At 65.8% G+C, this 26,212-nt stretch carries 26 protein-coding genes and 1 pseudogene; 14 read left to right on the top strand and 13 right to left on the bottom strand.

The window, feature by feature from the left end; genetic code table 11:
* Positions 1-5: 5 nt before the first annotated feature.
* The 3 genes from ASC89_RS03635 to ASC89_RS03625 form a co-directional block, all read right to left on the bottom strand.
* Positions 6-509: a hypothetical protein gene (locus ASC89_RS03635; RefSeq protein ID WP_055994638.1), complete on the bottom strand. Its 504-nt coding sequence runs from the start codon at positions 507-509 to the stop codon at positions 6-8.
* A 52-nt stretch (positions 510-561) separates the two neighbouring features.
* Positions 562-1,320 (bottom strand): SDR family oxidoreductase, encoded by a 759-nt coding sequence (locus ASC89_RS03630; RefSeq protein ID WP_055994635.1) that lies wholly within the window; start codon positions 1,318-1,320, stop codon positions 562-564.
* Positions 1,321-1,420: 100 nt separating this feature from the next.
* Positions 1,421-3,598, bottom strand: coding sequence for a transglycosylase domain-containing protein (locus ASC89_RS03625; RefSeq protein WP_055873670.1), 2,178 nt, complete (start codon positions 3,596-3,598; stop codon positions 1,421-1,423).
* 311 nt (positions 3,599-3,909) lie between these two features.
* On the opposite strand from ASC89_RS03625, the gene ASC89_RS03620 reads away from it, so the two are divergent.
* Complete coding sequence (locus tag ASC89_RS03620; protein ID WP_055994632.1) at positions 3,910-4,995, top strand: MerR family transcriptional regulator; 1,086 nt, start codon at positions 3,910-3,912, stop codon at positions 4,993-4,995.
* 23 nt (positions 4,996-5,018) lie between these two features.
* Here ASC89_RS03620 and ASC89_RS03615 read toward each other — a convergent pair whose 3' ends face one another.
* The gene (locus ASC89_RS03615) at positions 5,019-5,921 is read right to left on the bottom strand and encodes an AraC family transcriptional regulator (RefSeq protein ID WP_055994629.1); all 903 of its coding nucleotides are present in this window, start codon (positions 5,919-5,921) and stop codon (positions 5,019-5,021) included.
* Positions 5,922-6,109: 188 nt separating this feature from the next.
* Between ASC89_RS03615 and ASC89_RS29080 the strand changes: the two genes are divergently transcribed.
* The 3 genes from ASC89_RS29080 (at position 6,110) to ASC89_RS03605 (ending at position 7,622) form a co-directional block, all read left to right on the top strand.
* Positions 6,110-6,244, top strand: coding sequence for a hypothetical protein (locus ASC89_RS29080; RefSeq protein WP_274532681.1), 135 nt, complete (start codon positions 6,110-6,112; stop codon positions 6,242-6,244).
* 11 nt (positions 6,245-6,255) lie between these two features.
* Positions 6,256-6,642: an Atu4866 domain-containing protein gene (locus ASC89_RS29210; protein ID WP_407065051.1), complete on the top strand. Its 387-nt coding sequence runs from the start codon at positions 6,256-6,258 to the stop codon at positions 6,640-6,642.
* A 218-nt stretch (positions 6,643-6,860) separates the two neighbouring features.
* Positions 6,861-7,622: a nucleotidyltransferase domain-containing protein gene (locus ASC89_RS03605; RefSeq protein WP_055994622.1), complete on the top strand. Its 762-nt coding sequence runs from the start codon at positions 6,861-6,863 to the stop codon at positions 7,620-7,622.
* Positions 7,623-7,625: 3 nt separating this feature from the next.
* Here ASC89_RS03605 and ASC89_RS03600 read toward each other — a convergent pair whose 3' ends face one another.
* The 4 genes from ASC89_RS03600 to dnaN form a co-directional block, all read right to left on the bottom strand.
* Positions 7,626-7,961, bottom strand: coding sequence for a hypothetical protein (locus tag ASC89_RS03600; RefSeq protein WP_055994621.1), 336 nt, complete (start codon positions 7,959-7,961; stop codon positions 7,626-7,628).
* A gap of 60 nt (positions 7,962-8,021) precedes the next feature.
* Positions 8,022-10,478 carry a DNA topoisomerase (ATP-hydrolyzing) subunit B gene (gene gyrB, locus ASC89_RS03595; RefSeq protein ID WP_055994617.1) on the bottom strand — a complete coding sequence of 819 codons (2,457 nt, stop codon included), beginning with the start codon at positions 10,476-10,478 and terminating at the stop codon, positions 8,022-8,024.
* Positions 10,479-10,661: 183 nt separating this feature from the next.
* Positions 10,662-11,786: a DNA replication/repair protein RecF gene (gene recF / locus ASC89_RS03590; protein WP_055994614.1), complete on the bottom strand. Its 1,125-nt coding sequence runs from the start codon at positions 11,784-11,786 to the stop codon at positions 10,662-10,664.
* Positions 11,787-11,870: 84 nt separating this feature from the next.
* Positions 11,871-12,989, bottom strand: coding sequence for a DNA polymerase III subunit beta (gene dnaN / locus ASC89_RS03585; RefSeq protein WP_055873696.1), 1,119 nt, complete (start codon positions 12,987-12,989; stop codon positions 11,871-11,873).
* On the opposite strand from dnaN, the pseudogene ASC89_RS29205 reads away from it, so the two are divergent.
* Positions 12,963-13,460, top strand: a pseudogene (locus ASC89_RS29205) (hypothetical protein); the annotation flags it as partial. The gene dnaN and the pseudogene ASC89_RS29205 sit on opposite strands and share 27 nt — an antisense overlap.
* Before the next feature lie 4 nt (positions 13,461-13,464).
* The gene (locus ASC89_RS28750; RefSeq protein ID WP_055994611.1) at positions 13,465-14,217 is read left to right on the top strand and encodes a hypothetical protein; all 753 of its coding nucleotides are present in this window, start codon (positions 13,465-13,467) and stop codon (positions 14,215-14,217) included.
* Between the two features lie 13 nt (positions 14,218-14,230).
* Here the strand turns inward: ASC89_RS28750 and ASC89_RS28370 are convergent, their stop codons facing one another.
* From ASC89_RS28370 to mutM, 4 genes are all read right to left on the bottom strand, one after another.
* The gene (locus ASC89_RS28370) at positions 14,231-14,398 is read right to left on the bottom strand and encodes a hypothetical protein (protein ID WP_156384483.1); all 168 of its coding nucleotides are present in this window, start codon (positions 14,396-14,398) and stop codon (positions 14,231-14,233) included.
* A 130-nt stretch (positions 14,399-14,528) separates the two neighbouring features.
* Positions 14,529-15,977: a chromosomal replication initiator protein DnaA gene (dnaA, locus tag ASC89_RS03575; RefSeq protein ID WP_055994960.1), complete on the bottom strand. Its 1,449-nt coding sequence runs from the start codon at positions 15,975-15,977 to the stop codon at positions 14,529-14,531.
* Positions 15,978-16,857: 880 nt separating this feature from the next.
* Entirely contained in the window at positions 16,858-17,124 is a 267-nt protein-coding gene (gene rpsT / locus ASC89_RS03570; protein WP_055047341.1) for a 30S ribosomal protein S20, read from the bottom strand.
* A gap of 150 nt (positions 17,125-17,274) precedes the next feature.
* Complete coding sequence (gene mutM / locus ASC89_RS03565) at positions 17,275-18,156, bottom strand: bifunctional DNA-formamidopyrimidine glycosylase/DNA-(apurinic or apyrimidinic site) lyase (protein WP_055873705.1); 882 nt, start codon at positions 18,154-18,156, stop codon at positions 17,275-17,277.
* Between the two features lie 181 nt (positions 18,157-18,337).
* On the opposite strand from mutM, the gene ubiE reads away from it, so the two are divergent.
* The 6 genes from ubiE to ASC89_RS03535 all read left to right on the top strand — a co-directional run bounded on the left by ubiE (position 18,338) and on the right by ASC89_RS03535 (position 23,328).
* Positions 18,338-19,093: a bifunctional demethylmenaquinone methyltransferase/2-methoxy-6-polyprenyl-1,4-benzoquinol methylase UbiE gene (ubiE, locus tag ASC89_RS03560; protein WP_055994608.1), complete on the top strand. Its 756-nt coding sequence runs from the start codon at positions 18,338-18,340 to the stop codon at positions 19,091-19,093.
* A 4-nt stretch (positions 19,094-19,097) separates the two neighbouring features.
* Positions 19,098-20,636: a 2-polyprenylphenol 6-hydroxylase gene (gene ubiB, locus ASC89_RS03555; RefSeq protein WP_055994605.1), complete on the top strand. Its 1,539-nt coding sequence runs from the start codon at positions 19,098-19,100 to the stop codon at positions 20,634-20,636.
* Between the two features lie 173 nt (positions 20,637-20,809).
* Complete coding sequence (locus ASC89_RS03550) at positions 20,810-21,433, top strand: hypothetical protein (RefSeq protein ID WP_055873714.1); 624 nt, start codon at positions 20,810-20,812, stop codon at positions 21,431-21,433.
* Positions 21,434-21,435: 2 nt separating this feature from the next.
* Positions 21,436-21,894: a dUTP diphosphatase gene (dut, locus tag ASC89_RS03545; RefSeq protein WP_055994602.1), complete on the top strand. Its 459-nt coding sequence runs from the start codon at positions 21,436-21,438 to the stop codon at positions 21,892-21,894.
* Entirely contained in the window at positions 21,848-22,600 is a 753-nt protein-coding gene (locus tag ASC89_RS03540) for a DUF2259 domain-containing protein (protein ID WP_055994599.1), read from the top strand. Before dut ends, ASC89_RS03540 begins: the two co-directional genes overlap by 47 nt.
* Positions 22,597-23,328, top strand: a complete 732-nt coding sequence (locus ASC89_RS03535) for a molybdopterin-synthase adenylyltransferase MoeB (RefSeq protein WP_055994597.1) — start codon at positions 22,597-22,599, stop codon at positions 23,326-23,328. The genes ASC89_RS03540 and ASC89_RS03535 overlap by 4 nt, the downstream gene beginning before the upstream one ends.
* A 17-nt stretch (positions 23,329-23,345) precedes the next feature.
* Here the strand turns inward: ASC89_RS03535 and ASC89_RS03530 are convergent, their stop codons facing one another.
* Positions 23,346-24,275: a LysR family transcriptional regulator gene (locus ASC89_RS03530; protein ID WP_055994594.1), complete on the bottom strand. Its 930-nt coding sequence runs from the start codon at positions 24,273-24,275 to the stop codon at positions 23,346-23,348.
* Between the two features lie 223 nt (positions 24,276-24,498).
* Between ASC89_RS03530 and ASC89_RS03525 the strand changes: the two genes are divergently transcribed.
* Together ASC89_RS03525 and ASC89_RS03520 are read left to right on the top strand one after the other, a co-directional pair.
* Positions 24,499-25,698 carry an MFS transporter gene (locus ASC89_RS03525; protein ID WP_055994957.1) on the top strand — a complete coding sequence of 400 codons (1,200 nt, stop codon included), beginning with the start codon at positions 24,499-24,501 and terminating at the stop codon, positions 25,696-25,698.
* Complete coding sequence (locus ASC89_RS03520; protein ID WP_200940404.1) at positions 25,695-26,126, top strand: cyclophilin-like fold protein; 432 nt, start codon at positions 25,695-25,697, stop codon at positions 26,124-26,126. Before ASC89_RS03525 ends, ASC89_RS03520 begins: the two co-directional genes overlap by 4 nt.
* Positions 26,127-26,212 lie beyond the last annotated feature (86 nt).

The raw sequence follows: 26,212 nt of genomic DNA, 5'->3' as shown, positions 1-26,212 counted from the left end.
CGACGCTACTTGGCGCAGGCTGTGAGGGTGAAGGTATCGAGCACGTTGCGCTCATCTGCGAAGGCGTCCTGCCTGAGCAGTGAGTACCAGACGTTGACGGCGAACTGCGGCAAGAGTACCTGGCGCGGCGCCATTTGCGCCGCGAGCCCGATCTCGGCGTCATGCGGATATTCCTCGATGCCGTCGCCGCCGAGCGCGTAGACCACACCTTCCCAGAAGCCGCATTGCTCGCCGTCGGCACCGGTGCAGTCGAGCCCTACCACGCCATTCGGCTGGCCGAAGCCGTTGGGCAGGTAGATGGCGCCGTCGAACTTCGCCGTGACGCCGTCGATGGCGATGCTGAAGGCGGCGATCTGGTTGACCGCCGCGTCCTCCGGCAGCGCCGTGAAGCGCAGGCTGACGTCGCCTCCGGGCTGCTCGTAAATGGCGTGGGTGATCGGACACTCGATGGCGAGCGCCGGTGCGGCTGAGAAGGCCACGACGAGTACCGCGGAAAGTCGTTTCAGCATTCGCTGCCCCCATTGCTCGACCTGAGACGCCCGCGACATGCCGATCCTTGGGTCAGGGCGCTGCTGCCCGTCCGCCGGTTACCGCGAGAGTCGTGCCGGTGACATAGGCCGCATCGTCGGAGAGCAGCCACAGGATGGCGCTCGCCACCTCCTCGGCGGTACCGACGCGGCCGAGCGGCACGCTGGGCGCCAGCTGCTGCGCCCGGTCGGGCACGCCGCCAGTGGCGTGGAATTCGGTGTCGATCACTCCGGGCCGGACACCGTTGACGCGGATGCCCTCCGCCGCCACTTCGAGGGCGAGGCCGACGGTGAAAGTATCGATGGCGCCTTTACTCGCCGCATAGTCGACATAGACACCGGGCGCCCCGAGCTTGGCGGCGGCCGAGCTGACATTGACGATGCCGCCGCCTGTGCCGCCGTGCCTGGTGGACATCCGCCTGACCGCGGCGCCGGCGCAGAGGATCGAGCCGGTGACGTTGACCGCGAAGATGCGGGCGATCCGTTCGGCATCCATCGCATCGACGCGTGAGGAGGTGGCGATGGTGCCGGCATTGTTCACCAGACCAGCTACGGGCCCCAGGCGGTCGGCGGCGCGGAAGATGTGCTCGACATCCTCGGCGATGCTGACATCGCCGCGCACCGCCACTGCTTCGCCGCCGCGCGAATGGATCTGGGCGCACACCGCCTCGGCGGCCGCGACATTGCCGGCATAGTTCACCACCACGCCATAGCCGCGCGCTGCGGCCAGCAGGCATACGGCCGCCCCGATGCCGCGGCTGCCGCCGGTGACGACAAGTACTTTATCGGACATGAGGTCCCTCCCTTGGGAGGCGACTGTACGGCGCGGGCCGCGAATGCAAAAGGCGGAACCTCATGTCCCGCCTTGCAACTTTGGGTAGATGTCGTCCGGGTCAGTTGCCGCCGAAGATGTCGCCGAGCAGGTCGACCAGGGTCCGCCGCGGGCGCTCGGCCTGCGGCTGTTCCATCGGCTGCAGCGGTTGCTGCTCGAGCCCAGGCTGGGTCATGGCGCCCGGCAGTTCGGCCACCGGAATGCCTTCGTGGGCCTTGGTCATGAACTGGCTCCAGATCTCAACCGGCACGTTGCCGCCCGAGAGCTTGGTGCCGACGTCATCGTCGTTGCCGAGCCAGACGCCCGCCACCATGCGCGAGGTATAGCCGACGAACAGCGCGTCGCGGGCCTTCTGGCTGGTGCCGGTCTTGCCGGCCATCGGCCAGCCATTGAGCTGGGCCCGCTTGCCGGTGCCGATCTCGACTGCGGCATGCAGCATGTCGTTCATCTCGGCGACGATATTGGGCTCGATCACTCGGCCCGGACCGGCGGCCACCGCGTCGTAGAGCACCTTGCCGTCGGCGGTTTCGATGCGGGTGATGACATTGGCGATGACGCCGATGCCGCCATTGGCGAACGGCGCATAGGCCGCGGTCAATTCGAGCAGCGAGACTTCCTGGGTGCCGAGGGCGATCGAGGGCACCGCCTGCAACGGCGAGGAAATGCCCATGCGCATCGCCGCTTCCACCACCTTGTCGGGGCCGACATCGTTGGCGAGCAGCGCCGAGACGGTGTTGCGCGACAGCGCCAGCGCCTGGCGCAGCGTCATGTCGCCGCCATACTTGCCGTCGGCGTTGGAGGGCTGCCAGCCATTGATATCGATCGGGCCGTCGGTGGCGATGGTGTCGGGGGTGTAGCCCTTCTCCATGCCGGCGAGATAGACGAACGGCTTGAAGGTCGAGCCGGGCTGGCGGCGCGCCGTCACGGCGCGGTTGTACTGGCTCGCCTGGTAATCGACGCCGCCGACCAGCGCCCGCACCGAGCCATCGACATCCATGGCGACGAGGGCGCCCTGGGTGAAGGCCTTGTCCTTGCCGTACTTGGCGACGGCTTCCTTGACCACGAACTCGGCCTCCTTCTGGAGATCCCAGTTGATGGTGGTGTGGACGATCACGTCCTGCTTCACTTCGCCCAGATAGGCGGTCATCAGGCTTTCGACCCAGTCGGCGACATAGGATTCGCCGCCCACCACCTTGGTGCGCACCGTCTGGTTGGGGTCGATCGCCGCAGCCTTGCTCTCAGCCGGGGTGATGTAGCCTTCCTTGGCCATGGCGGCGAGCACCAGGCCCTGGCGGGTCTTCACCGCATCGGCATTGCCCTTGGGGTTGAGCCGCGAGGGTGCCTGCAGCGAGCCGGCGAGCATCGCCGCTTCACCGAGCGACAGGTTGCGCGCCGATTTGCCGAAATAGCGCTGCGACGCAGCCTCGATGCCGTAGGACTCGTGGCCGAAGAACATGCGGTTGAGGTAGAGGTCGAGGATATCGTCCTTGGAATAGTTCTGCTCCAGCCACACGGCGAGCAAAGCTTCCTGCACCTTACGGCCGAGCGTCTGGTCGGGGGTGAGGAAGAGGTTCTTGGCCACCTGCTGGGTGATGGTCGAGGCGCCGCGGGTCACTTCACCCGCCTGCACGCTTTCGAGCGCCACCGAGACGAGGCCAACCACGTCGATGCCGAAATGGTCGTAGAAGCGCCGGTCTTCGATGGCGACGAAGGCAGCCGGTACATAATAGGGCAGTTCGCGCAGCGACACGGCCTCGCCGCCGGTCTTGCCGCGGTTGGAAATCAGCTGCCCATTGGCGGCGACGATGCGGATATTGGCGGCCCGGTCGGGCACCTTCCAGGTGTCGGCCGAAGGCAGCTGCACGGCGTAGTAGACCACCACCGCACCGGCGGCGAGGGCGCCCCAGATGCCGAGGATGAACAGCCACGAGATCAGCTTCCAGATGATCCCGAACAGCGTCAGCGGGCGGCGTTCACGCCGGCCGCGGGTCTTTTTCTGTTTGGGAGCACGGCCGCGTGGCGCCTTGCCCTTGGGCGCGCGTCCACCGCGTTCGCTGCGCTCGTCGTCGACATGGATGTCGCCGTCCGAAAAGCCCGGCTCGATCCGGGCGCCGCGCGCCAGCTTCTTGGCCGGCGCCGATCGCTCCGAACGCGTGCCCTTTTTGGGCGTGGCGCCGACGCGATCATCAGGCGAGACGTGAAAATCCATAAACAGGGCCCCGGCATTCTTCTTGCGCATGGCGTATGTCCGGCGGCCGGTTCCCTAGGAGGGGCGGCATGCGGACGCCATCGGGCATCCGACCGTCTCGCCAAGCCCAAGCCAACCCGGAAGAACCCGGGCCTTCGACCAGCGCGGTCCCCTTGGCTATCCAAGTTAAATGTGGCCGGTTTATGTGGGCTTAAGCGGGCTGACGAAGTGGTGTTGCGGGTGAGAGACAGCTACGCGGTCCCGGCTCCCCGAGATCGGAACGCTAGGGATCCGCCGCACCAACAAATCGCTTGAGCCGCCCCTTACGTCATACCGTAAGACGATACCGGAGGGAGCCGCCGATGGATAACCAGCAGCAGAGCGAAGCCTGGCTGAGCGCCGCCGAATGCGCGCAGCGGATCGGCTTGAGCGTTCGGGCACTCCGCCACTACGAGCGCCATGGCCTGGTCACACCGCGGCGAACCGACAAGCAATGGCGGCTCTACGGTCCGGAGGACATCACCCGACTCAATGAGGTGCTCGCCCTCAAGGGCCTGGGCCTCAGTCTGTCGAGCATCGCGGCCCTGTTGCGTGGGCACACAACAGACCTGGGCAGAACGCTCACCCTGCAGGACGACGCGTTGCGCGCAGCGCGCGGACGGGCTGAACGCGGCCTCGCACTGATTGAGGCGCTGCGCTCGAAGATCACCGCAGGCATCCCCGTATCGATCGATGACCTCACGCGATTGGCAAAGGAGACCAAGATGACGGACAGCACGAACGACACAGTGGCCTGGCGCCGATACGAGCAGAATCGTCCGCGTACCGAGGTCGCGATCGATACCTCGCTCTATGACGACTATGCCGGTTACTACCGGCTCGAGGAGGGACAGTTCTACGTCGTATCCCATCGAGATGGCCGGATCTTTACCCGGGTCGTCGGCCAGTCGGATATCGAGATCTTTCCGGAAAGCCCGACCCTGTTCTTCATGAAGGTCCTGCCGGTGCAGGTGAGCTTTGTTCGCGATCCTGACGGAGTGGTTCGCAGCCTCGTTCATCACCAGAACGGTGCTGAAATACCGGCCCGGCGGGTCGACGCCGAGCCGGTCAGGCAAGCCGAGGAACAGCTGCAAAAACGGATCCGCGACAAGGTCGCGGCGCCCGACAGTGAGGCCATCCTGCGCCGGACCATCGCCGAGCACATGCGCGGCGAGCCGGATTTCGACAACATGGCGCCGCCGCTGGCGGCGCTGGCCCGGGAACAGAAGGACACGGTCCGGGCCATGCTCGACGCCGCCGGACCGCTGCAGGCGCTTACCTTCAAGGGCGTCGGACAGGCAGGTTTCGACGTCTATCACGTGCGCTTTGAGAACGCCGAGATGGAATGGGGGTTTGCCCTGGCCGACGATGGGAAACTGGGTGGCCTGTACCTGCGACCCTGGCCCTAAGCGCGACCGCTCCGCTTGCGAGATCAGCCGGCCGACAGCAGGTCGCCGGCTTTCAGCCGGGCGACGTCGCGCAGTGGCGGGGCGCCGAAGGTGCGGGCATATTCGCGGCTGAACTGGCTCGGGCTGTCATAGCCGACGCGGTGCCCGGCGGTCGCCGCATCGAGCGCCTCGGACAGCATCAGCCGGCGGGCCTCCTGCAGCCGCAGCTGCTTCTGATATTGCAGCGGGCTCATCGCCGTCACCGCCTTGAAATGCAGGTGCAGCGCCGAAGGACTCATCCGCGCTTCGGCCGCCACCGTCTCGATGGCGAAGCCGTCGCGATAGTTGAGCTTGATCCAGCCGATGGCGCGGTTGACCTGCTGCAACCGGCTCTCGGCCAGCGCAATCTGCTGCAGCTTGGTCGCCTGGTCGGAGCGCAGCAGCCGATAGAGGATCTCGCGCTTCACCATCGGGCCGAGCACCGCGAGATCCTCGGGCCGCTCGAGCAGCTTCACCAGCCGGATCGCCGCATCGAGCAGCTCGGGCATGATCGGGCTCACCGTGACGCTCGGCTCGGCCTCGGCGGCCGCCGCGGCGGTGACGCCGCCGACCTCGATCAGCAGCGCGCCGATCTCGGCCGCATCGAGCTCGAGCTTCATGCAGAGATAGGGCGCCTCCGGCGTCGCCTCGACCACCTGGCCGATGACCGGGGTATCCACCGAGACGACGAGGACGTTCGCTGCGTCATAGTTGAGCACGCGGTCGCCGGCGATCACCCGCTTCCTGCCCTGCGCCACGATGCAGAGCGCCGGGTGGTGTACGGCATGCATCGGCTCGGACGGATGCGAGATCCGCACCAGCGACAGGCCCTCGATCGGCGTTGCCTGAATACCATCGGCGCTTGCGAACTGTGCAATCAGGTCCCTGAGCTCATCCATGCGATCCATGGCCAATTCCTTCGTTCTCTTGTGCAGCCTACATAGCAGTTCGCGCGGGCGAGTCACGTCCGATCACGGAGTTTTGGAGGATTGTGCAATCACTCTGGAGGATCGGTCTACCGCCTCCACGGTGCTGTGCGCGATATAGCTGTCACCGCCAGACGCCACAAAGTCGGCGGCAGAAAGCGAGGACCCAAATGAACATCGATCTTTCCAACATCGCCCGGCGCCTGCAGCCCGCGGCCATCCTCGCCATCACCAGCAAGCTCTTGAAGCCGGTGAACACCCAGCCGCGCCGGCCACGCCGCGAGCGGCGGAGCATGAATGGCTAAGGGGCAACTGGTTGCGATGCTGGCCGGCGTGGCGCTGGTCGCCGCGCTCGCCTTCGTCGCCGGCACCACGCTCGGCCTGCGCTAGCGCTTTCGGGACTTTTTCTGTCCGAAATCTAAAGCGAGCCGACCACCTCCTCCAGCACGGAGATACACCAATGGGTACCAGACACGATTACACCGGCCTCTGGGTCACCGAAGACGGCGAGATCCGCCAGGCCCTCCTGCCCAACGGCCGCTACATCGAGGCGCGCGGCCACCTCGACGTGGCCTACCAGGGCAACTACCAGATCGTCGGCAACCACATCGAATACCAGGACGACACCGGCTTTGCGGCCGACGGCGACTTCATTGCCGGGGTGCTGCACCACGCCGGCATGGTGATGTACGCCCGCGACTGAACTTGGCGGCGGGGCCTTTGACGGCTTCGCCGGCCTCGACTAGGCTATGGCGCATGCACATGAACCGGCCAGCTTCGACCACCTCTACCACCACCGCATCGCGGTGGTCGGTTGGCGCATGAACTAGCCCGTTCATCTGACTGCGCAGACCAACCCCGCCCGGATACGAGCGGGGTTTTTCTTTGTCCCGGCGTATCCCGACCCAAGGAGACACCGCCGTGAACGAGCAGAACAACATCGCCAGCCACGCACTCGCCGCAGCCGAGGTGGCTCTGGCCAGCCGATTCGCCGGAGCCGCCTGCGCCTTCGTCGCCGGATCGATCATGCGGGGCGAAGGCACCATCGGCTCCGACATCGACCTTGTCGTGCTGTTCCCGCGCCTCGAGCGGGCCTGGCGGGAATCGTTTGTCGCCGACGATTTTCCGATCGAGGCGTTCGTCCACGATCCGGAGACACTTGCCTATTACCTCGACAAGGATATCGAGAGCGGCCGTCCGATCATGCTCGACATGGTGACCTCAGGCGTGGTCATCGGACCGCAGCGCACGCTGGCCGAGCCGATCCGGGCCACTGCGGCACGAGCTCTCGCCGCGGGGCCTCGCCCGCTGGATGGGCCCGCCTACGACACGATGCGCTACATGGCCAGCGACCTGATCGATGACCTGAGGGGGCGGCGGCCGCCAGCGGAAATCGCGGCCATTGCCGCGCAGCTTCATCCGCGGCTGATCGATCTGATGCTGCTTGGGCGAGGCGCATGGACGGGCGCGGGCAAATGGGGCCCACGGCTGCTGCGGCGGCTCGACGGCCAGCTCGCGGACCGTTTCGATGCGGCGTTCCGGACTGCGGCTCTTGGGGATGGCGCTGCGCTGATGGCGCTGGCCGAGGCGGAACTCGGCCGGCACGGTGGTCATTGCTTCGATGGTTACAAACAGCAGGCGCCGCTGGACGCGCGCATCCCGAGCGGCACGCGAGACCAGTGAACCCTATTTCTGGTCCCAGCCGACGATCACGCCGTCTTCCAGCGTGACCTTGTCGCGGTAACGGTTGGCGGCCACCGGCCGGTATTTGAAGACCTGCTTGATCTTGGTCTTCATCACCTTTTCCTCGATCGAGGCCGGTTCGCCCCAGCTGTCGCGCAGCTGCTCGGCGGTCATCCCCTGCCAGATGGTTTTGCTCATCAGCGCATCGGCCAGCTTCTCGTCGCCGCCGTATTTCTCGAGCAGCCGGCTGTAGCGGCTGCGTTTGGCCAGCGCGAAGGCGGCGAAACCCAGCACGGCAACGGCCACGACGATCAGGATGCCCGCGACGACCCATTCCATCGCAAGTTTCCTACGGGAGCGTGATCAGGACAGGAGGGCGATGCAACGCAGCGTCCTCCCTTACACGTCGAGATTGGCGACGCTCAGCGCGTTGTCCTGGATGAAGTCGCGACGCGGTTCGACCAGGTCGCCCATCAGGTTGGAGAACAGCCGGTCGTGATCGTCGCTTTCCTTGATCTGCACCTGCAGCAGGGTGCGGACGTTCGGATCGAGCGTCGTCTCCCACAGCTGGCCGGGGTTCATTTCGCCCAGGCCCTTATAGCGCTGCAGCGAGATGCCCTTGCGGCCGACGGTGTTGATGGCGCCGAACAGCGAGGACGGGCCGTAGATGTCAAAGCTCTGATCCTTGCGGGTGAGCTTGGCGACACCGCCATAGAGGTCGGACAGCTTGTCGACCGTGGCGCGGACCTTGCGGGCATCGGCACTGGCGAGCAGTTGGGCATCGATGGCGTGGCTTTCGGTGACGCCACGGATGGTGCGGGTGAAGATCAGCCCGCCCTGGCCATCGGACACACCGCTCCAGCCGCGCTCGACCTCGTCGGCGAGCCGGTCGAGCCGGCGCACCACGCGTTCGATCACCGTCGCGGTACGGGCCGGATCGAGCAGCGCCTCGGCATCGAGGCCACCGACGATCGCCGCCTGTTCAATCAGCGAGCGGTTGTAGCGGGTGTTCACCCCCTCGATGGCGTGCACGATTTCGCGCGCCTGGCGGACGATCGAGAGCAGGTCCTCGCCGGCATGCTCGACCCCGTCCCGGGTCTTCAGCACGGCGTCGTCGGTGCCGGTGCCGATCAGGTAATCCTCGAGCGCCCGTTCGTCCTTGAGGTACTGCTCGGATGAGCCGCGCTTGATCTTATAGAGCGGCGGCTGGGCGATGTAGATGTGGCCGCGGTCGATCAGCTCGCGCATCTGCCGGTAGAAGAAGGTCAGCAGCAGGGTGCGGATATGGGCGCCGTCGACGTCGGCGTCCGTCATGATGATGATCTTGTGGTAGCGCAGCTTGTCCGGGTTGAACTCTTCGCGCCCGATCGAGGTGCCGAGCGCCATCACCAGGTTGCCGATCTGCTCGGAGCCCAGCATGCGGTCGAAGCGAGCCCGCTCGACGTTGAGGATCTTGCCGCGCAGCGGCAGCACGGCCTGGGTGTAGCGGTCGCGACCCTGCGAGGCGGAGCCACCGGCGGAATCACCCTCGACGAGGAAGATTTCCGACTTGGCGGGATCCTTCTCCGAGCAATCCTTGAGCTTGCCGGCGAGGAAGTTGACGTCGAGCGCCGACTTGCGACGGGTGAGTTCGCGCGCCTTGCGGGCGGCCTCGCGCGCCGCGGCGGCTTCCGCCACCTTGCCGACCACCGACTTGGCCTCGCCCGGGTGTTCTTCCAGCCACTGCTGCAGCTTGTCGTTGACGCCGTTCTCGACCACCGGACGGACTTCGGACGAGACCAGCTTGTCCTTGGTCTGGCTCGAGAATTTCGGATCCGGCACCTTTACCGAGAGCACGCAGGTCAGCCCTTCGCGGATGTCGTCACCCGAGACCTCGACCTTCTCGCGCTTCAGGATGCCGCTCTCCTCGGCATATTTGGTGACCTGCCGGGTCAGCGCCGCACGCAGGCCCGCCAGGTGCGTGCCGCCATCGCGCTGCGGGATGTTGTTGGTGAAGCACAGCACGTTCTCGTGGTAGCTGTCGTTCCACCACATCGCCACTTCAACGGTGATGCCGTCCCGCTCCGACGCCAGCATGATCGGCGCACTGATCAGCGGGGTCTTGGCGTTATCGAGATAGCGCACGAAGGCCTCGAGACCGCCTTCATAGTGGAGCTCGATCTCCACCGGCTCGGGATGGCGCAGGTCCTTGAGGATGATGCGGACGCCGGAATTAAGGAAGGCGAGCTCGCGCAGCCGGTGCTCCAGCGTCTTGAAGTCGAACTCCACCATGGTGAAGGTTTCGGTCGAGGGCAGGAAGGTGACCAGCGTGCCCGAACGGCCTTCATAGGTGCCCGGCTGGTGGTTGGGCACATAGGTGCCGACCTGCTGCAGCGGCGCCACCGCGTTGCCGTGCGAGAACTCCATCTCGTGGATCTCGCCGTCGCGACGGATATTGAGCTTCAGCGACACCGACAGCGCGTTGACCACCGAAACGCCGACGCCGTGCAGGCCACCCGACACCTTGTAGGAATTCTGGTCGAACTTCCCGCCGGCATGCAGCTGGGTCATGATGACCTCGGCGGCCGAGACGCCCTCTTCGGCGTGGATACCGGTGGGGATGCCGCGGCCATTATCGTTAACCGAGACCGAGCCTTCGGCATTGAGCGTCACGGTCACGAGGTCGGCATGGCCTGCCAGCGCCTCGTCGATGGCGTTATCGACCACCTCATAGACCATGTGATGCAGGCCCGAGCCGTCATCGGTGTCACCGATATACATGCCAGGGCGTTTGCGCACCGCATCGAGGCCCTTCAGGACCTTGATGGAATCGGCGCCATATTCGTTCGGATCGGAGGGGGTCTCGGAGGTGCTCAAGGGGGTCCCGAATCAGGTCAGCAGGTCCGCTGGAATCGGTCTAGCGGATCGGGTGCTCATACCCAAGGGAAATGGCTATTTTTAGCCCGTTTTACAAGGCTTAGGGCTGGGTTGTGGATGGGTTCGGTGGGCAGGCCGCCTGGTTAGGCCGGCGGCTGTGGACCCCCACCGGCCCGTCGACAGTCACGGCTCCCGACTGAGGCGTCCGTCCTTGACGATCACCCGCTGTGCGCCATCGGCCAGCGCCTCGAACAGCATGGGGTCGGTGCCGGTCATGAAGCACTGGGTGCCGAGGCCGTCGAGCGCGGCGAACAGGGCGGCGCGGCGGCCGGGGTCAAGATGCGCCGCCACCTCGTCGAGCAGCAGGAACGGCGCAATGCCGGCCGAGCGCTTGACCAGCCGGGCATGGGCGAGGATCAGCCCGATCAGCAGCGCCTTCTGCTCGCCCGTGGAGCCGAGCGCCGCGGGCATAGCCTTTTGCGCGTGACGCACTTCGAGGTCGATGCGATGTGGGCCAACCAGGGTGCGTCCCGCGGCGCGATCGAGGTTGCGGTTCGAACGCCACAGTGCCCTCAGGTCCGCTTCGAGCGAGGCCGATGACTGGGCCTCGTGCCGGTCCTCGAACAGCGGCGTCAGCGCCAGCTGGGCCGCGGGAAAGTTGGCCTCGTCGACCCCCGCCGCGATCAGCGCCTGCAACTCGCCGAGGCTGTCGGTGCGCGCGAAATGCACGGCGGCCGCCGCAGCCGCCATCTGCGCTTCGACGGCATCGATCCAGATCGGGTCGGCATCCTCGTCGAGCAGCCGGTTGCGCTGCCGCATGGTCTTTTCGAAGTCCGACACCTGAGCCGAGTGGCCGGGGATGAGCGTCGTCACCAGCCGGTCGAGGAAACGCCGGCGTTCGCTGGCCGGGCCGGTGAACAGCCCATCCATTGCCGGGGTCAGCCAGAGCACGCGCAGGTAAGCGCTCATCTCCTCGATGGTGCGGGCGTTGGCGCCATTGATGCGCACCCGTCGGCCGCCTTCCGGGCCACCGGCGCCGGTGCCGATATCGACCGGCCCTTGCGGCGTTTCGACCGTCGCCGCCACCGCCCAGAGCCCATCTGAGCCCTGCGCCGCCACCTCTTCGAATGGCGCGCCACGCAGACCGCGACCGGGCGAAAGCAGCGAAACGGCTTCCATGAGGTTGGTCTTGCCCGCGCCGTTCGAGCCGACCAGCACCAGGTGCCGCCCGTCGAGATCGAGCGCCGCCGACGCATAGTTGCGGAAGTGGGAGAGACGAAGTCGGGAGATGTGGCGGGAGGGATGCATCAGCGAATAGTGAGTAGCGAATAGCGAACAGGGAAAGAACCCCCTATTCGCTACTCGTTATTGGCTGTTCGCTCGGCGCGTCGCCTACACCCGCATCGGCATCAGCACATAGAGCGCCTTGGCGTCGCCGTCCTCGCGCACCAGGGTGGGCGAGCCGGCGTCGTTGAACAGGAACACGGCGTTTTCCGAGCGGATCTGGCTGATGATGTCGAGCAGGTAGCGGGCGTTGAAGCCGATTTCGAAGCTCTCGGGCTCGAACTCGACGGCCAGCTCTTCGCTGGCCGTGCCATGGTCTGGGTTGGTGACGGATAGCTCGAGCTGGCCTTCCTTCATCGACAGCTTCACCGCCTTGCCGCCGCGATCGGACGCGATGGTGGAGACGCGATCCACCGCCGTGGCGAAGGTCTGTTTGTCGACGTTCATCTGCTTGTCGTTGTTCTTGGGCGTCACCCGGTCATAGTCGGGGAAGGTGCCCTCGATCAGCTTCGAAAGCAGCACCACGCCGCCGAGGGTAAAGCGGATCTTGGTGTCGGAGAGTTCGACCTCGACCTCGCCTTCGGCGCCCTCGAGGAGCTTTTGCACTTCCGACACGGTCTTTTTCGGCACGATGATGCCCGGCATGCCCTTGGCGCCATCCGGCGCATCGGACTCGGCGCGCGCCATGCGGTGGCCGTCGGTGGCGACGGCGCGCAGCGTCGGGGTGCCGCCGACATCCAGCATGTGCATGTAGATGCCGTTGAGGTAGTAGCGCGTCTCCTCGTTGGAGATGGCGAACTGGGTGCGTTCGATCAGTTCGCGCAGGATCGGCGCGGCAACCGGGAAGGTATGGGTGAAGGTGCCGGACTTCAGGTCCGGGAAGCTGTCGGGCGACAGGCACGCCAGGTGGAAGCGCGAGCGGCCGGAGGTCACCAGCAGCTGCTCGGTGCCCTCGTTCTCGAGCCGCACTTCGGCGCCGTCCGAGAGCTTCCTGACAATTTCATAGAGGGTGTGTGCGGGCACCGTGGTGGTGCCGGCCTGGCCGACCATCGCCGGCACGCTCTCGGTGACCTCGATGTCGAGGTCGGTGGCGCGCAGGTCGAGCTTGCCGTCGGAGGCCTTGAGCAGCACGTTGGCGAGGATGGGGTAAGTATTGCGGCGCTCCACCACCCGGTGGACGTGCCCCAGCGACTTGAGCAGATGGTTGCGCTCGAGAGTGACTTTCATAAACCCAAAACCCCTACCCCAGACAGTCCGTGCCCGGCCAAAATCCGGTCAAAACCATGCGGAAACCGGGCTGCGACATTACAATTCAAGGGACAAAAGGCAAGGGACAGGCCGAAGCGTGGTGTCGCGTTCCACGGAAATCCCGTCCGGCCGGTCGAAGTGATGGCCCACGGCGCCACGAGAAGCTATCAGAACCCTCAAGAAACGGCAGGAACCCAAATGACTGGTGACCACAAGGGAGCGCTGATCAAGCCCCGCCGGCTCGGGGCCGGAGACCGGATCGCGGCGGTCAGTCCGTCCTGGGGTGGTCCCGGAGCCGTTCCCGCGCGCTATGCGGCCGGCAAACGCCAGTTCGAACAAAGCTTCGGCATCGAGCTGGTTGAGATGGCGCACACGCTGGCGCCGGCCGACTGGGTGCGGGCCAACCCGAAGGCCCGGGCCGAGGACCTGATGGCGGCCTTCGCCGATCCTGATATTGCGGGGATCGTCGCCAGCATCGGCGGCGACGACGCCATCCGGCTGGTCCGATACCACGAGCCTCCACCTCGCCTGCTATGCCGCCGGCGTCACCTCGTTCTACGGCCCCAGCCTGATGGCAGGCTTTGCCGAGAATGGCGGCATGCACCGCTTCACTGCCGAGGGGGTGCGGAAGGCGCTGTTCGAAGTCGAGCCGATCGGCCTCGTCACCCCGAATGAAGAGGGCTGGAGCGCCGAACGGACCGACTGGAACGACCCGGCCGTGCAGGCGCAACCTCGCCGACTGCACCCGGCCGACCCGCCACGCCTGCTGCAGGGCAGCGGCATCGCATCGGGCCGGCTGCTCGGCGGCTGCGCGGAAGTGCTGGAGATGGCGAAGGGCACCGCCTGGTGGCCGCCGCTCGGCGCCTGGGATGGGGCGATCCTGTTTTATGAAACGTCCGAGGATGCACCTGACCCCGGCTTCATCCGCTACTGGCTGCGTAACTTCGCGGCGCAGGGCATCCTGGGGCGGCTCAGCGGCATGCTGCTGGCGCGCCCCGACCCCGGCAATGACGCGACCTATGGCGCCCGGCTCGAAGCCGCGGTCATCGAGACGCTGGCTGAGGAAGGGCTCGCTGAGTTGCCGGTGCTGTCGGGCCTCGATTTCGGCCACACCCAGCCGATGCTGACCTTGCCCTACGGCGCCATGGCCCAGATCGACTGCGCGGCCGCAACGCTCACGATCAGCGAATCCGCTGTCACGCCGTAGGGTGGGGTGGTGCTCACCGATCGCCGTTGAGGGCCCGTTCCATGGCCTCAAGGCGCCGTTCGGCGTCTTCGGCATCGAGGCGCACCAGCATCTCGTGCCAGGCCCGGTCAGGCGGCAGCGGCTGGGGTTCAGGACGCGCCCCGAGATCGAGGCGCTTCAGACCTTTTCTGATCCGCAGCAACAGCCGCGGAGTTCTACGCGATGTCGGCAACGCTACTAACCTACTAAGAGACCCTACTGGGTCGAAACTCAAATAACCGCCGGATGGTTCAGCCGGCGGCGCCCTCTCCCGCAGGAGAGGGCCTCAAATCTCATTCTTCGAGCATGCGCTTCAACAGTTCGATCTCCTGCGCCAGCTCGCCGTCGTCCTTGATCATCTGCTCGACCTTGCGGACCGAGTGCAGCACGGTGGTGTGGTCGCGACCGCCGAAGCGCCGGCCGATTTCCGGCAGCGAGCGCGAGGTCAGGGCCTTGGCCAGATACATGGCGATCTGGCGCGGGCGGACCACGTCGCGCGAACGGCGCGAGGAGAGCAGGTCGTTGCGCGGCACCTTGTAGTGGCGCGACACGATGCGAAGGATATCCTCGATGCGGACGCGGCGAGCATCGCGCTGGCGCACCAGGTCGGCCAGCGTGCGCTCGGCCAGCGCCACGGTGATCGGCTCCTTGGTCAGCTGGTTGGCGGCCAGGAGGCGGTTTACCGCCCCGTCGAGGTCGCGGCCGTGGCTCACCACGACGCGCGCCACATAGTCCAGTACCGCCGGGGCGAAATGCGCATCGGAGAAGCGGGAGACCGCCTGCTCGGCGCGCCGGGTGACGATGGCGCGGCGGAGGTCGAGGTCGAACGAATTGATCGGCACCACCAGCCCGCCCGAGAGGCGCGAGCGGACGCGCTCGTCGAGCATTTCGAGGTCGCGTGGTGGCGCATCGCCGGCCACCACCACCTGCTTGGCGCCAGTCAGGAGCGTCCCCAGCGTATGGCCGAACTCGGTGGCGGATTTGCCCTGCAGGAACTGCATGTCGTCGATCAGCAGCAGGTCGACGCGGCGGAGCCACTCCTTGAAGCCGAGCGCCGACTGGCGCTGCACAGCAGTGATGAAGTGGTACATGAAATGGTCGGCCGTCAGGTAGACGATGTTCCGCCCCGGCTCGGCCGCCCCGGCAGCCCAGGCGATGGCGTTGAGCAGGTGGGATTTGCCCAGGCCCACGCTCGAATGAATGTAGATCGGGTTGAAGCTGACGGTGTTGTTGGCAGCTGCATGCGCCACCTGTTTGGCCACCTGCAGCGCCATCTCGTTGGCGGAGCCGACAACGAAGCTGTCGAAGGTCATCTTGGGATCGAGCGCCGAGCCCGAGAGCGCATCGCCACGCGGCGCCGGCACAGCCGCCACCGGCTCACGCACGGTGCGCGGGGTCGCCGGAATGGCGGGCACCTCGGTCTCGACAGCCTCAGTCGCCGCCTCGGCCTGATGCAGGCGCGGCCGGGCCTGACCGTTGACGCGCACGGTGAAATGCAGACGGGCGAGGCCGGCGGCCTCGGAGCGGAACGCCTCGAGAATCTTCTCGGCGTAGTTGGATTGGACCCAGGACGAGAGGAACCGGGTGGGGACGCTCAGATGGGCAAGATCGTCGACGATCTCTTCGAGCTCCAGCCGGGCGAACCAGGAATTGAACACATCCTCGCCGACGGCGGCCTTGAGCCGGGCGCGGACCCGCTGGAACAGTTCGTTCGAACCGAGTGGCTGGCCGTCCTTGCCCATCATTACCATTCCCCCCTTGTCGCCGCCCTGCCCCTTTCCGTTACCTCTATCCGATACCCAATCGGCACGACCCGCCGCCGCGTTCATCGCCATCGTGTGTGACCCCAAATCCTGTTCTATGCTGCCCCGTATGGGCACAGCGCCGCCAACCTAGCTGCCCGTTTTTCGGACAGACCTGTCCTGCCCGCGAACTTCGCCGCGGTTCAGTCTAACCAAACTTTCAATTGAGCCGAGCCGCTGATCGCGCCCGGGCTACCGCAACGTCTTACGATCCCGCAAGACCAGAACTAATACTAATCAAACCAGACTACGAATGGAGTTTCCCCAAGACTGCCGGCTGCGTCCATACCGCCTCAGCCACGATCTCAAAGTTCAGCATTCCTGCCAGTCATGTCGTCTCATTACTCGGTTCTGGCGCCGGGTGTTCCTGAGCGACGAGAGGCATCTTAGAGGGGCGGAATTTTCCAATCAACGGGGGTTTTTCACCAAGAGGGGGTTGACTCTCACCCTTTGCAAAAACCTTTCCGCGGCACTTTGTCCGGGTCGAAATCCAAGGCGCTGTGACTCAAGGGGGAATCGGGGTTTCGTGAGATTTTCGGCGCTTCCGCACTAAGTGGTTGCACCACCTCAATTGCGGCAATTCATTCCTGACAGGCAGATGAAATTCTGATGACGGACCTCGGCAAAGTCCCGGAAACGCAGGGCTTTCCAAAGGGGAAAACTCTTCACCCAGGTGTCGCAAAGCTGTCACACTGGGCGCGCCCATTCCCGGGACGTCCCGAGGAAGCCATCAAAACAGAAAAGCTCCCCGGAGGGAGCCCTTCACATTCACAAAGCTGTCGTCAAACCATCTTGACGATGGTTCGAACTCGGCGGCCGATCAGGCCTGCAGAGCCTTCACGCGGGAGTTGAGGCGGCTCACCTTGCGGGCGGCCACGTTGGCGTGGACGATGCCCTTCTGCGAGGCGCGGACGATCTCGGGCTCGGCGGCCTTGAGAGCGGCGACGGCAACCGCGTGGTCACCGGCAGTGATGGCTTCCTCGACCTTACGGACGAAGGTGCGCATGCGCGAGCGGCGCGACTTGTTCACTTCGGTGCGGGCCGCGATCTTGCGCGTGGCCTTCTTGGCGGAAGCAGTATTGGCCATCAATTCCTCTTTGGCGCTCAACCCGCTGGCCCAGCCGAGGCCGGTTTTCCAGGGGCGATGAAATGAAATCGGCGGCATCTCGGGCCGCCAAGTTGGGCGCTGTATAGTCGCGACGACCGGGGACGTCAACTGGAATCCCCGGCAGCCGGGCTAGTGCTGGCATACCGGGCAGAAGAAGGTCGAGCGACCCGACTGCACGATGCGCTTGATCACCCCGCGACAACCCGGCGTCGGGCATGGCTCGTTCTCGCGATCATAGACGGCGAAGCGGTGCTGGAAATAGCCCGAATTGCCATCGGCATTGCGAAAGTCCCTGAGCGTCGAGCCGCCGGCATCGATCGCCTCGATCAGCACGGTGCGCACGCCATCCGCCAGGTCTTCGAGGCGCTTGCTCGGTTTGCCCGATTTCAGCACCAAGGTCCGCGCCTCGATGTCGGGCCGGATGTGAGCGCGGTGCAGCGCCTCGCTGACATAGATGTTGCCCAGACCCGCCACGACGCGCTGGTCGAGCAGCGCCGCCTTCATCGGGGCCTTCTTGCCGGCAAAGCGCTCCGCCATCTCGGCGGCGTTGAAGGCATTGGACAATGGCTCGGGCCCCAGCCCTTCGAGATAGGGGCTATCGGCCTCGTGCTCATAGAGGTCGACGAAGCCGAAGCGGCGGGCGTCGTTGTAGATGAGCTTCATCGTGCCGTGCTCGGGATGAGTGAGCTCCAGCACCAGGTGGTCGTGCTTCCGATCCTCGTCGGGCTCGTAATAGCGCGACGGTTCCTTGAACTTGAAATCCTCGAAGCGATAAGCGCCGGTCATGCCCAGGTGGCTGAGCCAAGTTTTGCCGTTCGACAGCCGGAACAGCAGGTATTTGGCGCGCCGTCCGGTGCTCTCGATGGTCGCGCCTTCGAGCGCTCCCTTGAAGCCCTCGGGGAACGGAAAGCGCAGGTCCTTGCGGTTGAGCGTCACCTTGTCGATATGCGCGCCGGTCACATAGGGCTCGAGCCCACGGCGGACGGTTTCGACCTCTGGCAATTCGGGCATCAGGGGATTCCTTTCGAGCGCAGTATGTGGCCGCCCTGAATAACCGAAACAAGCGTCACCTGATGTCAGTGTTCGCTTTGACCCGGCAATCTTCACAGGGGCTCGCGCAACCATGCGCCCGTTTCCCGCATGGCAAGCCTCCGCCCCATCCGCTATAACGCCGGCAATCCGGAGACAGAGCATGGGCGAGACCACGCATTTCGGCGAACAGACGGTCGCCCTCGACGACAAGCAGGGCCTCGTCAACGAGGTGTTCCACCGCGTCGCCGATCGCTACGACCTGATGAACGACCTGATGAGCGGCGGCGTGCACCGCGTCTGGAAAGACGCCATGGTGGCGCGACTGGCGCCGCCCAAGCAGGGCAGCGTGCCCTACCGCGTGCTCGATATGGCCGGCGGCACCGGCGACATCGCCGAGCGCATCGTCAACGCCTCGGTCGGCTATGCCGAGGTCACGGTTTCCGACATCAATGCCGACATGCTCAGGGTCGGTGAGGAGCGTTCGCACAAATGGCGCTTCCCAGCCCAGGTGAAGTTCGTCGAGGCCAATGCCGAAGACCTGCCGTTCGAAGACGAGAGCTTCGACGCCTATACCATCGCCTTCGGCATCCGGAACGTGCCGCGCATCCCCTTGGCGCTGAAGGAAGCGCAGCGCGTCTTGAAGCGCGGCGGGCGGTTCCTTTGCCTCGAGTTCAGCCAGGTCGACACCCCGGTGCTGTCGGAAGTCTACAAGGCGTTTTCCGACCGGGTGATCCCGCCGATCGGCCGGGCGGTGACCGGCGACGCGCAGCCTTACCAGTACCTGGTGGAATCGATCCGCAAGTTCCCCACCCCCGAGCATTTTTCGAAGATGATTGCCGATGCCGGGTTCAGGCGCGTCACCCACACGCCGTTCACCGGCAATATCGCGGCGCTGCACGCGGCCTGGAAGCTCTGACACCATGGGGCTCGCTGCCTATCTCCGCCTGGCCCGGGCCGGCCTCGTGTTGGCGCGCGAAGGCGCGCTGTCGATCTTCGATAACGATGCGCTGCCGCCGGTGATGCAGGCCGGGGTGCGCTTTGGCCGGCTGTTCGAACGCGGCGAGGTGAAGCGCTCCGGCCGGGTCGAGCGGCTGACCCGCGCGCTCAACCGGCTCGGCCCCACCTATGTAAAGCTCGGCCAGACGCTCGCCACCCGCCCCGATATCGTCGGCGCGGAGGTCGCCGCCGATCTCGCGGTGCTGCAGGACAAGATGGACCCGTTCGACGACAAGCTCGTCCCGGGGCTGCTCGCGGAAGCCCTGGGCGCACGGGCCGAAGAGTTCACCGATTTCTCGGCGCCGGTCGCGGCCGCTTCCATTGCCCAGGTGCACAAGGCCACCCTCACCGATGAGGACGGCCGGCGCACCGTGGCCGTGAAGATCCTCAGACCCGGCATCCGCGAGCGCTTCCGCGCCGATATCGAGAGCCAGTATGCCGGCGCAAAACTCGCCGAGACGCTGGTGCCCAAGCTGAAGCGGCTGCGGCCGGTCGACGTGGTGGCGACGCTCGACCGCTCGGCCCGCATCGAACTCGACCTTCGGCTCGAGGCGGCGGCGATCTCGGAGTTCTACGAGAACATCAAGGACGATACCGGCTTCGTCATCCCCAAGGTGATGTGGGATTTTACCTCCGATACCGTGCTCACCACCACCTGGGTCGACGGCATCCCGATCCGCGACAACGCGGCGCTCGATGCGGCGGGTGTCGATCGCAAGGCGCTGGCGAAGAACCTCCTGCAATCCTTCCTCCGCCACACCGTGCGCGACGGCTTCTTTCACGCCGACCTGCACCCGGGGAACCTGTTCGCCGACCCCAAAACGCAGAACATCGTTGCTGTCGATTTCGGCATCATGGGCCGCATCACCCGGCGCGAGCGGCGCTTTCTCGCCGACATCCTCTACGGTTTCATCACCCGCAATTACCGGCTGATCGCCGAGCGGCATTTCGAGATCGGCTATGTGCCGCGCAGCCAGTCGATCGACGAGTTCGCGCTGGCGCTGCGCGCCATCGGCGAGCCGCAGCATGGCCGGCGCGTTTCCGACATCTCGATGGCGAAGGTGCTGGGGCAGCTGTTTGCCACCACCGAGCTGTTCGAGATGCAGACCCGCCCGGAGCTGATCCTCCTCCAAAAATCCATGGTGCTGGTCGAAGGCGTGGCGCGGGCGCTCGACCCGGAGCTCGATATCTGGACCATCTCGGAGCCGATCGTCGGCGACTGGGTGCGCCGTTCGGCCGGGCCGCTCGGCCGGCTCGAGGAACTGAAGGATCACTTCGACACCGTGGTGACGACGCTGGGCCGGCTGCCGGCCATCGCCAGCAAGGCCGAGACCGCGCTCGACGACTATGAACGTGACAAGAATTCGCCCGATCGCAAGTTCAACCGCTTCATGCTGGTCAGCGGATTCTGGCTCGCGGCGGCGGTCCTCCTGGTCGCCTTGTGGCGGCTTCTCGGGCTGTGATTTACCACGCCCCTTCCGGGAAGAGGCAGAGCCCGGTGGGGGTAGACGGCCGGTGAACGACGGTTCATCAAGCGTTCATCACTGGGGCAATACCGAGGCGGCATGAGCTTGCGGCGCTTGGGACCGGCTCCTACAACGGGGGCGATGCGGCGGGCGATGTTGAGGAGAATTTCATGACCCTGAAGACCATTTCCCGGCTGGCCGGCATCGTGCTGCTGAGCGCCGGGCTTGCCGGTTGCATGGACGTTACGGCCGAAATCGACGTGCTGAGCGAGACTACCGGTAAGACCACCACCGTCATGACGGTGGGCTCCGAGTTCTATCCAATGATCAAGCAGATGGCCGAGGCCGGCGGCGAGAAGGCCGATTCGTCCGATGCGTTCTGCAAGGAAGAAGGCGACGTGCTGACCGAGAATGCGGATGGCAGCGGCACCTGTACCTCGATCAAGGAAGGCGACCTCACCACGCTGACCGCCGATAGTGACGGCCCGAACTCCGACACCAGCATCACCGTGGTGAGCCCGGGCGTGGTGCGCGTGGCCTTCAAGACCAACGAGATGACCAGCCAGATCAGTGAAGGCGCCGGTGGTGAACAGGATGCCCAGACCAAGGCGATGATGAAGACCTATTTCGAGGGTCACACCGCCACCATCCGCATCAAGGGCAAGCGCATCACCGAGACCAACATGACCAAGGTCGGCGACAACACCGCCGAGATGGTGCTGAACTTCACCGAACTGCTCGACGGCAACGCCAACCTGCCCGAAGAGCTGTTCGCGATCGTCGATACCCGCTGACCATGACGGATCGGGTCACAGTCGATTTCATCTGGCTCGATCACGGCCGGGGCCTCGAGCCCCCGCGGCAACAGAGCGCGGGCGCGGCAGGAGTGGATCTCCTCGCCGCGCTCGGCGCTTCCGAGACCGTCATCATCGAGGCAGGCAAACGGGCGCTGGTGCCAACGGGCATGGCAATCGCGCTTCCCACCGGCTACGAGGCGCAGGTGCGGCCGCGTTCCGGCCTCGCCGCCAAGCACGGCGTTACCGTGCTCAATACGCCCGGCACGATCGATGCCGACTATCGCGGCGAGATCAAAGTCATCCTGATCAATCACGGCGACGCCCCATTCACCATCCAGCGTGGCGACCGCATCGCCCAGATGGTGGTGGCGCCGGTTTCGCGCATAGATTTCGAACTCAGGGAGAGCCTCGATGCGACTGAGCGTGGTGCAGGCGGTTTCGGTTCGACTGGTCGCTAGCTTTCTGGTTCTGATGGCCGCCCCGGCGTTTGCCGGCGACGCCGCCGATTTTGCCGCACTCGGGTTTTCCGCCGATGGCCGCTACCTCGCCTACGAGGAATTCGGCGTCCAGGACGGCTCGGGCTTTCCCTATTCCAACATCTTCATCCTCGACGTCGCCGAGGACAAATGGGCCGGCGGCTCGCCGTTCCGAGTGCGGCTCGAGGAAGAGCAGCCCGGTCTTGCCGGGGTGCGCGCCAAATCGGCAGCTGCCGCCGCGGCAGCACTCGCCAAGCTCGAGATCACCGAGCCGGCGGTGTTCGCCGCGATGCATGCCGACGCGGAGCCGGTCGAGGATCGCAAGGTCATCAGGTTCGGGACGCCCGGCTTCGGGCTCTCGGAACCGGACGATACCGCGACGCTCAGCCTCACGACCTTCCCCTCGACCTCCACGGTTCGCTGCGTCGAGGATTTCGGCTTCGAGCCGCCGGTGGGCTTTGCCCTGACGTTCGAGCCCTCCGACCGCATGGCGACGCAGATGTATCGTGACGAATCCGTCCCCGCGTCGCGCAACTGCACTGTCGACTACCAGCTGAGCGCCGTGGTCGCGCCGGTCAACTGGGCGTGGCGAAACCTGACGCCGGTCGCCATCGTCTCGGTGTTCTCGCGTGGCTTCGAGGGTCCCGACCGGCGCTTCATTGCCGTGCCGATCGTGAACCGTCCATGACGGACGCTGCCGCGGCTGCGCTCAGCCCCGAGGAAATCAAGCGCTATGCGCGCCACATCGTGCTGCGCGGGGTCGGCGGCGATGGCCAGCAGAAGCTGAAAGCGGCCCGCGTGCTGGTGATCGGCGCCGGTGGGCTGGGGAGCCCGCTGATCGCCTACCTGGCGGCGGCGGGGGTGGGGACGCTCGGGGTGGTCGACCATGACACGGTGTCGCTCTCCAACCTGCAGCGCCAGATGATCCATCAGAGCATCGGCATCGGCACGCCCAAGGCCGAGAGCGCCGGGACATTCGTTGCCGGGCTCAATGCGCATGTCGAATACATCCCGCATATCGAGCGCATCAACTCGGAGAACGCGGCGCGGCTGCTCGCCGGCTACGACATGGTGATCGACGGCACCGACAATTTCGGCACCCGCCAGACCGTCGCCGAAGCCGCCGAGGCGGCGAAGCTCCCGCTGGTCTCGGGGGCCGTCTCGATGTTCGACGGCCAGGTCACGGTGTTCATGCCGGATGGCAAGCAGTTCCGCGACCTCTACCCCGATACGCCTGATGAAGCCGACCTGCCGTCCTGCGAAGTGGTCGGCGTCATCGGCGCCGTCACCGGCGTCATCGGCACGCTGATGGCGATGGAAGCGATCAAGCTGATCACCGGCGTGGGCGAGCCGCTGGTCGGCCGGCTGCTGCTCTATGATGGGCGGGCCGCAAGGTTCACTGAATTGAACTATTAAGGCCCCACGCTCGATGCTCATCCCCCTGCAGCGGAGATGGGGGCGGCACTTCCTTCACCCCGCACGCGCAGCGCCTCCACCACCACCGAAAATGCCGGCGAGTTCTGGCGGCGGCTGGGGTAATAAAGGTAGTAGCCGGCGAACATTGGCGACCAGTCGTCGAGCACCTGGACCAGCCGGCCCGAGGCGATGTGCGCCTCGACCAGGTTTTCCGGCAGGTAAGCGATACCGTAGCCGCCGATCGCCGCATCGATCTGCGCGTAAGACGTGTTGAAGATGAGCTGTCCGTCCACCCGGACCCGCAGCTCGCGGCCGTCTCGCGCGAATTCCCAGGCATAGAGCCCGCCCGAGCGGATCTGCCGCTGGTTGATGCAGATGTGGTTGACCAGCTCCTGCGGATGCTGCGGCGGCGGCCGCCGCGCGAAATAATCCGGCGAGCCGACGGCGACGAGCCGCCAATCCGGCCCAATGCGCACCGCGATCATATCCTTGTCGAGACTTTCGCCCAGCCGCACACCCGCATCGAACCGTTCCTCGACGATATTGCGAAAGCCGTTATCGCTGTTGAGCTCGAGCCGGATATCCGGATAGTCACGCATCAGCTGCCTGAGCTTAGGCCACACCACACTTTCCAGCGCGTGGTCGGAGAGGGTGATCCGTATCGTCCCGGACGGCTTGTCGCGGATCGCCATCAAGGCGTCGATATCGGTTTCCAGCCCCTCGATGCGTGGCGCCAGCGCTTCAAGCAGCCGCTCGCCGGCTTCGGTGGGGGCGACGGAGCGGGTGGTGCGAGTCAGGAGGCGAAGGCCCAGCCGCGCCTCGAGCTGCTTGATCGCCTGACTCAGCGTCGGCTGCGAGGTGCCGAGCCGGGCTGCCGCCCGGGTGAAACTCCGCTCCTCGGCCACCGCCAGGAACCACAGCATGTCGGTCAGGTCGCGCCGTTGCATCGGATCATCTCCGCTCGATTGATATCAAGAGCCGATAAGTCCAAGACAATTACAGCGGATAATCGGCGAAGTCAGCGGGGACTATGTTCCCTGCATGCCGAAACCCGATCACCAACCGATGACCCACGAAGCGTTCTGGGAACGCGCCTTGACCGGCGGGGTCGGCGCCCAGTTCGACTGGCTGGCCGCGGCCACGGTGCTCGCCCCGATCAAGAGCTCATCCATGCCAGCGCCAACGGACGACCTTACCCTGCCCCGCTCCCGCACGTCCTGGGGGGCAGTGGTTTGCATGTCGCTGCTCACCTTCGTGCTCATCGCCTCGGAATTCATGCCGGTGAGCCTGCTCACCCCGATCGCTGCGGACCTCCTGATCACCGAAGGGCAGGCTGGCCAGGCCATCGCCGTCTCCGGCTTCTTTGCGGTGCTGACCAGCCTGTTCGGTAACAGCCTGTTGTCGCGGCTCGATCGCCGCACGGTAGTGCTCGGCTACACCGTGGTGCTGATCGCCTCCGGGCTGGCAGTGACCTTCGCGCCCGATTACCTGGTGTTCATGCTCGGGCGCGCTTTGGTCGGGGTGGCCATCGGCGGCTTCTGGTCGCTCTCGACGGCCATCCTCGCCCGGCTGTCGATGCCCGCTGACCTGCCCAAGGCGCTCGCCATGCTGCAGGGCGGCACCGCCTTCGCCGCGGTCATCGCCGCCCCACTCGGCAGCTTTCTCGGTGGGCTGGTGGGCTGGCGCGGCGCCTTCGCCATTGTCGTGCCGATCGGGCTTTTGGGCCTTATCTGGCAGTGGCTGGTGCTGCCGCGCCTCGCCCCCGACCGGCAAGTTTCGCCACGGCGCATGCTCGGCCTGCTCCGCACCCCAGTCGTCGCGGTCGGCATGGCCGCCACGGCGCTGGCCTTCATGGGCCAGTTCGCGCTCTCCACGTACTTGCGGCCTTTCCTCGAACTGGTGACCGGCCTCGACGTCAACGCGCTGTCGCTGGTGATGCTCGGCCTCGGCCTCGGCGGCCTCCTCGGCACGGCGCTTGCCGGCTACCTGATGCGCACGCACCTGAAGCTGGTGCTCGTCGCAGTGCCGGGTCTCCTTGCCGTGTTAGCCGTGCTGTTGATCCCGCTGGGGCATATCGCGGGGCTCACCGCGGCGTTGCTCGTTCTCTGGGGCGTCCTGACCACCCCGATCCCCGTCGCCTGGGGGACCTGGATGACCCGGGTCATGCCGCACGAGCTCGAGGCCGGCGGCGGCTTGCAGGTGGCGCTGGTCCAGGTGGCCATTACGCTCGGAGCCTTCGGTGGCGGCCTGCTGTTCGACACCGAGGGATGGTGGGCGCCCTTCGTCCTCGCGGCGCTGCTGTTGGCCGCCGCGACGGCGCTGGCGGCGCGGGCCGCGTCCAATCCACAACTCGCCGGCGAGGTGGCATGATGCGGCGGCGCGAAGTGCTTCGCGGACTGATGCTCGGTGCGGCGTTGCCGGGCGTCAGCCAGGGGCAGGAAGGTGGGGCGATGAGAATTCATATTGCATTCGACGACCAGCGTTTCACCGCGAGCCTCGAGGACAACGCCTCGGCCCGCGAATTCGCCGCCATGCTGCCGCTCGACCTGACGATGTCGGATTTCGGCGGCAACGAGAAGATCTCCTACCTGCCGGAGAAACTCACCGCGCTGGTGCGCGGCCCGGTCCCGGACGCCGCCCCAGGAGACCTTTGCTACTACGTGCCGTGGGGCAACCTGGCGTTCTTCCACGGTAGATACGAAAGTACCCGCGACCTGGTCCGGCTTGGCCGGTTGGAGGGGAGCGTGGGGCCACTGCTGGTGCGCGGGGAGTTTGCGGTGCGGATCGAGGGGGTGTGAGAGGGCACGGTGGCTCCGCACGCCCCCCTCTCTGGCGAAAACTAAGGACTTAGCTGCGCTAAGCCCAAGTTTTCGCTTGAGGGCAT

This window comes from Devosia sp. Root413D1 (genome assembly GCF_001425235.1).
GTDB lineage: Bacteria > Pseudomonadota > Alphaproteobacteria > Rhizobiales > Devosiaceae > Devosia_A.
Note: the sequence above shows the minus strand (reverse complement) of the source record. Positions and strands in the feature narration are given on the sequence as shown.

What these genes read in the sequence shown, in the direction of transcription:
- ASC89_RS03525 (WP_055994957.1), top strand. Translation starts at nt 24,499, where the DNA reads ATGCCAGCGCCAACGGACGACCTTACCCTGCCCCGCTCCCGCACGTCC.
- ASC89_RS03530 (WP_055994594.1), bottom strand. Translation starts at nt 24,275, where the DNA reads ATGCAACGGCGCGACCTGACCGACATGCTGTGGTTCCTGGCGGTGGCC.
- ASC89_RS03615 (WP_055994629.1), bottom strand. Translation starts at nt 5,921, where the DNA reads ATGGATCGCATGGATGAGCTCAGGGACCTGATTGCACAGTTCGCAAGC.
- ASC89_RS03630 (WP_055994635.1), bottom strand. Translation starts at nt 1,320, where the DNA reads ATGTCCGATAAAGTACTTGTCGTCACCGGCGGCAGCCGCGGCATCGGG.
- ASC89_RS03600 (WP_055994621.1), bottom strand. Translation starts at nt 7,961, where the DNA reads ATGGAATGGGTCGTCGCGGGCATCCTGATCGTCGTGGCCGTTGCCGTG.
- rpsT (WP_055047341.1), bottom strand. Translation starts at nt 17,124, where the DNA reads ATGGCCAATACTGCTTCCGCCAAGAAGGCCACGCGCAAGATCGCGGCC.
- ASC89_RS03540 (WP_055994599.1), top strand. Translation starts at nt 21,848, where the DNA reads ATGCGACTGAGCGTGGTGCAGGCGGTTTCGGTTCGACTGGTCGCTAGC.
- ASC89_RS03620 (WP_055994632.1), top strand. Translation starts at nt 3,910, where the DNA reads ATGGATAACCAGCAGCAGAGCGAAGCCTGGCTGAGCGCCGCCGAATGC.
- recF (WP_055994614.1), bottom strand. Translation starts at nt 11,786, where the DNA reads ATGCATCCCTCCCGCCACATCTCCCGACTTCGTCTCTCCCACTTCCGC.
- ASC89_RS03550 (WP_055873714.1), top strand. Translation starts at nt 20,810, where the DNA reads ATGACCCTGAAGACCATTTCCCGGCTGGCCGGCATCGTGCTGCTGAGC.
- ASC89_RS29080 (WP_274532681.1), top strand. Translation starts at nt 6,110, where the DNA reads ATGAACATCGATCTTTCCAACATCGCCCGGCGCCTGCAGCCCGCGGCC.
- ASC89_RS03520 (WP_200940404.1), top strand. Translation starts at nt 25,695, where the DNA reads ATGATGCGGCGGCGCGAAGTGCTTCGCGGACTGATGCTCGGTGCGGCG.
- dnaN (WP_055873696.1), bottom strand. Translation starts at nt 12,989, where the DNA reads ATGAAAGTCACTCTCGAGCGCAACCATCTGCTCAAGTCGCTGGGGCAC.
- dnaA (WP_055994960.1), bottom strand. Translation starts at nt 15,977, where the DNA reads ATGGGCAAGGACGGCCAGCCACTCGGTTCGAACGAACTGTTCCAGCGG.
- mutM (WP_055873705.1), bottom strand. Translation starts at nt 18,156, where the DNA reads ATGCCCGAATTGCCAGAGGTCGAAACCGTCCGCCGTGGGCTCGAGCCC.
- dut (WP_055994602.1), top strand. Translation starts at nt 21,436, where the DNA reads ATGACGGATCGGGTCACAGTCGATTTCATCTGGCTCGATCACGGCCGG.
- ASC89_RS03535 (WP_055994597.1), top strand. Translation starts at nt 22,597, where the DNA reads ATGACGGACGCTGCCGCGGCTGCGCTCAGCCCCGAGGAAATCAAGCGC.
- ubiB (WP_055994605.1), top strand. Translation starts at nt 19,098, where the DNA reads ATGGGGCTCGCTGCCTATCTCCGCCTGGCCCGGGCCGGCCTCGTGTTG.
- ubiE (WP_055994608.1), top strand. Translation starts at nt 18,338, where the DNA reads ATGGGCGAGACCACGCATTTCGGCGAACAGACGGTCGCCCTCGACGAC.
- ASC89_RS03635 (WP_055994638.1), bottom strand. Translation starts at nt 509, where the DNA reads ATGCTGAAACGACTTTCCGCGGTACTCGTCGTGGCCTTCTCAGCCGCA.
- ASC89_RS03625 (WP_055873670.1), bottom strand. Translation starts at nt 3,598, where the DNA reads ATGCGCAAGAAGAATGCCGGGGCCCTGTTTATGGATTTTCACGTCTCG.